This is a genomic window from Oligoflexus sp., assembly GCF_035638955.1.
GTDB lineage: Bacteria > Bdellovibrionota_B > Oligoflexia > Oligoflexales > Oligoflexaceae > Oligoflexus.
In genome coordinates this window covers 1-4,103 of the sequence record NZ_DASQYZ010000509.1, presented here as the reverse complement: position 1 = coordinate 4,103, position 4,103 = coordinate 1, and the positions used below count along the sequence as shown (strand labels likewise).

Sequence of the window (4,103 nt, the reverse complement as noted above, 5' to 3'; positions counted from 1 at the left end):
CTACAGGAATTCAAAGCGCTTGGTGAGTCGTGAATCAATGATTGAAGAGCCCATTGCGGGAAATCTGCACGATGGGTTCCGTGGGGATTGGAGTGTCGTAAGGCACTCCTTTTACCCGACCGCCATGGGCCAGGGCCCCGGAAAGAATGCCTGGAATTTCAGCAGACCCTTGATTATCAAGGCTTTCATGAAAGCCGTAATTCTGAAATTTCCCAATAATTTTAACTGGCCGCTTATTTTATAGTCATTCTTTCCGGGGCCCTGGAAGCTGGCCCACAGGCGCACGGTCTATGCTGATGCCGCTGCGCGGATGCCAGGCAGATTTAAAAGGGGAGTGAAGAAGTGGGAGTATCGTTCAGTCGTATATCTCAATCCGAATGATGAAAGACCAATAATCCATGTGTTATAGCACGACTTCTTTCTTGACACTCACCGGAAACCTTGGCTCGGAATATCCACTTTTGGCCTCCCTCGTTTTTGCCGCGGAAAATGCTTTAACCTGATGGTGTGAGCGCAGGGTTTCAAATTGTGCATGGGCTGACTGGATACAGTCATAAAGCAGTGACGAGTCCGTCGGCTCATGAACATTACTTTCGATGGCCGTGGCATCGATTCTGATGACTCGCCCGGCTTCCAGGCCAACCTCTTTCGCGTACAGGACCAGAGAATTGGATAGTTTTTCCCACGTCGTCGGAGCGAGGCGCTTGATGTTCGCCTGCAGCGTTGAATCGCTGTAGTATTCGCCAAAGTCCAGCTTCAAAAAGCTTCGAGTCATCATGGAATCCACAAGCTGGACTTCTAGCTCCCCGTACGTCCAGCAGTTTGCCTGCTTCAATATCGCTGCCCTAAGCATCTGTTCGGCAGTCATCCCTTTGGCCCCTGTTCCAGGACGCTTGAGACCGGTCAAATCGGTTTGCACCCATTGCGCAAACTCTGGGTGGGCTTCAAGTATCACCTCAATCCGACGCCATTCGGCATAGTATTCGTGCTCTGCCTGTTGACAAAAAAGCGATTTCTGACGATTGTGAGTGCTGCGCATTTTTTTGTGACCTCTCTGATAAACACCTGAATTTATTTGTGTGGTAACAATCAAATTCAAGATTCTTCAGAAAAAGTCACCTTAAAAGTGCGCAACCCCTTCTCAAATCAGCCTTCCATTTCCGGATAGACACTAGTTCAGCAACGAGCGCAATGAATTTTGCACTAAGCCGTGCCTACTTGGAAACATTGGCTTGGCTTGGAATCCTAAACCTCTACGACAAATACAAAATCAACGTACAGTTTGTGTGAACCGCCGCTTACGGAACCGTACGAGCGGTGGTGTGGGAGCTGGAACTGGGAGACTGGTTCTGGCTACCCGATTGGCCATCAAGGTCAAGGGCAAGCTCAAATGGCTTTACCGGGCCGTGGACAGTGATGGCGATTCGATAGACTTTCTTCTATCGGCAAACGATCTGACCTTTTTTGATCATGGCCATCATCTCGATTCCGGCGATGGTCTTCGCCGCCGACATAAAGGTTTTAAAGCCAGCATGGCCCTTGCCCTTTGCCGGAGAACTGACATTTCATCTAAAATATCTTGACCTTGAAGATGATTGAGGTGATTTATAGGTGAATTATCAACACACGATCACCCCATTTCAAGGGAAACGTCCATCATTACTTTATGTTACTGATTTCTGCCTTGAAAGCAAGCACACATCCAGAACATGCCTCGATACCGCGTGATACTTTCCACACGTTATAATCTCCCGGATCGCTTTAGTCTTTACTCTCCATCATGGAAACAGCAGCGGTTCAGCTGTTGCATTACTTTGTGAACCTTACATCCCTTACATCTATGAGTCGGAGATCCAGATGAACCTTCGAGTGACTTGGAAACCCCTTGCGTTATGTCTCATGCTCTCTCTTCTTAATTCGGGCTGCGGGTCACCGGAAGATTCGACTCTAGACCATACGCTCGGCAAAACGAGTCGGGAGCGCAAGGTGCCGCTGCAGGCGTGCAAGCCATCCAAGACGAGCGACGCCAAGGTCGCTTACCTGCAAACTCTTCTTACGACTTTGATGAAGGCCAACCCGAACACCTTTAAGGGTGATCTGGCACCATCGAAGTTCTGCCTGACTATAGATCAGGGTCAGGAGATCAATGCTTCAGGCAACCCCGTGAACGGGGATATTACTGTCAACGTGGGTTTGATCAAAGCCATGAACACGGATGCGGAAATCGCTGGGGCTCTGGCTCATGAACTGGCCCATATAACCATGGCCCATATTGGAAAGCTTGAAAACGACAAAGTGGCCGCAAGCCCTGCCTATAAGAAATTGAGTGCGGAAGCTGAAGGATTCAACACGAAGATCAAGCAAGCCAAGGCAGGGGCATATACCGCGCTTCGCGACGCTTACAAAAAGGATGCCACCATCCCCGCCGCGCTTCGGAGCCTGAAAAGCTATCCGGACTTCAAAATCTTTTTGGATAAGATCGGAAAAAACTCGGGAAGTGTCCTGTCTGGCGTCGACGCACAGGTTGAGTTTTTTGATAATTTCATTTTTATACGTGACTCGATTTCCTTCGACCCTCAGGACCCTGCCAAAATTAAAGCTAACAAAGGCTGGGCGAGTGTTGTCGCAATTGTTGAGGGTACGGAGAAAGCTTACTTTGCCAACGAAGACGGTCTCTATTATGCTTATGATAAAATCAGCAAGCTGCCTCGTGACCAGATTATTCAAGATGGTGCAGGAGCTGCCCAGAATTGGAAGGAGCAGGAGGCAGACGAGGTTGGTTTCGAGCTCTATCTGCGCGCCGGGTTCATGCCGCAGAAGTACCTTGTCGTCCACGAGATAATTATGTCGCAATCGAAGACGGATAAGGCGTGCGCTGCCATGCTGACTAAAGGCACCTTGCCAAAACGCGGCGAAGCTTCCCATCCCGATTCCTGCTGGCGAGTCTACAATATTAATAAAAGAGAGCTTATTACGCATAAGGAATATGCGGCCTTCAAAGGCAATACCAAAACCACAGTCGTTCCAGGCAAATTGAAGGAAATCAAAGCTGGTCTCTAGTAGGATCTGTTGCAAAAAAAAAACGTAGTATGAGGCTCTATCATAGGCCATATTCGCTGATCACCTTATCCACGGAGCGGATATGGCCATCAGTTTCAAAGGCAAACATTTCCCCAAGTCTGTTGTGCTGACCTGCATACGCTGGTACCTCAGCTATAAACTCTCCTTAAGAGACCTCGAGGAAATGATGGCTGAACGCGGGGTTGTGTTGCGTTTGCAAACTCTGGGCGAGAAAATATCTGGATTTGCGATCAATCATGCCGCCAGGGAATAAAAGATTTCAGCAGAGGTATTGCCCTCTGCCTTCAGCTGCCGTTTTCGAATGATCCTCATCGACTCAAAGCCACCAATTGTAATCTTTGCAGTTCGAAATCTACCAAAGCCCAGCGCGGCCCTGCATAGCTGTTTGATGGGCCTATGGTCCTGCTCGATAATGTTGTTCAAATATTTATTCTGACGAATCTCGATATCGGTGCCTTCGTCATCGTTATAGTCATTGATCCCGGCAGTGTTGGCTCCGCTTTTGTCGATATTGATTTTTACCGGTTCATCGTTTGACCTGATGGCCCTGGATAGAAAGCGTTTGGCGGCTTTCCGGTCGCGCTTTGCCGAGAGCAGATAGTCCACGGTATTGCCGGTTGTGTTGCGCCTGGGTAAGTCCGTGGTATTCTCCGGGAAACTTCGGGAGGCAGGCTCATGCTTTTTGACACCAGAGGACACTCTTTCGAGCGCCAGATCATCATGCTCCATGTCCGCTGGTATCTTTCTTATAAGCTGAGCTACCGCGACCTTGAAGAGATGGCCGCGGAACGTGGGCTTGAGGTTGACCATACCACCATTTACCGCTGGGTTATCAAGTTCACGCCGGGGCTGGAAAAGGCGGCTCTGTCGCAAACATTTCAGAGGGTGAAGTAAGGTTTTGAAGGGATCATTCCCCGGACGCAGTTATCCGGCGAGGGCGTAAAACTTCTCGAATGGAGTGGAGCCCTGAATATCGATCTGACCTTTTTTGATCATGGCCATCATCTCGATTCCGGCGATGG

Annotated in this window: 4 protein-coding genes and 3 pseudogenes; 5 read left to right on the top strand and 2 right to left on the bottom strand. The window is 49.2% G+C overall.

The annotated features are described in order from the left end of the window. Nucleotides 1-244, top strand: a 244-nt coding sequence (locus VE954_RS42005) for a hypothetical protein (protein WP_324964534.1), incomplete at its 5' end; no start/stop codon positions are given. A gap of 159 nt (nucleotides 245-403) precedes the next feature. On the opposite strand, the gene VE954_RS42000 is transcribed toward VE954_RS42005, so the two are convergent. Further along, nucleotides 404-1,099, bottom strand: a complete 696-nt coding sequence (locus VE954_RS42000) for a transposase (RefSeq protein WP_324964532.1) — start codon at nucleotides 1,097-1,099, stop codon at nucleotides 404-406. Nucleotides 1,100-1,367: 268 nt separating this feature from the next. Here VE954_RS42000 and VE954_RS44015 point away from each other — a divergent pair. The 3 genes and pseudogenes from VE954_RS44015 to VE954_RS41985 all read left to right on the top strand — a co-directional run. Continuing rightward, a pseudogene (locus VE954_RS44015) lies at nucleotides 1,368-1,448 on the top strand (IS6 family transposase); the annotation flags it as partial. Nucleotides 1,449-1,857: 409 nt separating this feature from the next. Next, nucleotides 1,858-3,060, top strand: a complete 1,203-nt coding sequence (locus VE954_RS41990) for a M48 family metalloprotease (protein ID WP_324964530.1) — start codon at nucleotides 1,858-1,860, stop codon at nucleotides 3,058-3,060. Between the two features lie 82 nt (nucleotides 3,061-3,142). Beyond that, nucleotides 3,143-3,286, top strand: a pseudogene (locus tag VE954_RS41985) (IS6 family transposase); the annotation flags it as partial. Between the two features lie 29 nt (nucleotides 3,287-3,315). Here VE954_RS41985 and VE954_RS41980 read toward each other — a convergent pair. Next, complete coding sequence (locus tag VE954_RS41980; RefSeq protein ID WP_324964528.1) at nucleotides 3,316-3,810, bottom strand: DDE-type integrase/transposase/recombinase; 495 nt, start codon at nucleotides 3,808-3,810, stop codon at nucleotides 3,316-3,318. Here VE954_RS41980 and VE954_RS41975 point away from each other — a divergent pair. Then, nucleotides 3,757-3,939: pseudogene (locus tag VE954_RS41975) on the top strand (IS6 family transposase); the annotation flags it as partial. The gene VE954_RS41980 and the pseudogene VE954_RS41975 overlap by 54 nt on opposite strands. Nucleotides 3,940-4,103: the final 164 nt, after the last annotated feature.

Bases quoted from the DNA above. Each gene is read 5' to 3' on its own strand.
- VE954_RS41990 (WP_324964530.1), top strand. From the start codon at position 1,858: ATGAACCTTCGAGTGACTTGGAAACCCCTTGCGTTATGTCTCATGCTC.
- VE954_RS41980 (WP_324964528.1), bottom strand. From the start codon at position 3,810: ATGGAGCATGATGATCTGGCGCTCGAAAGAGTGTCCTCTGGTGTCAAA.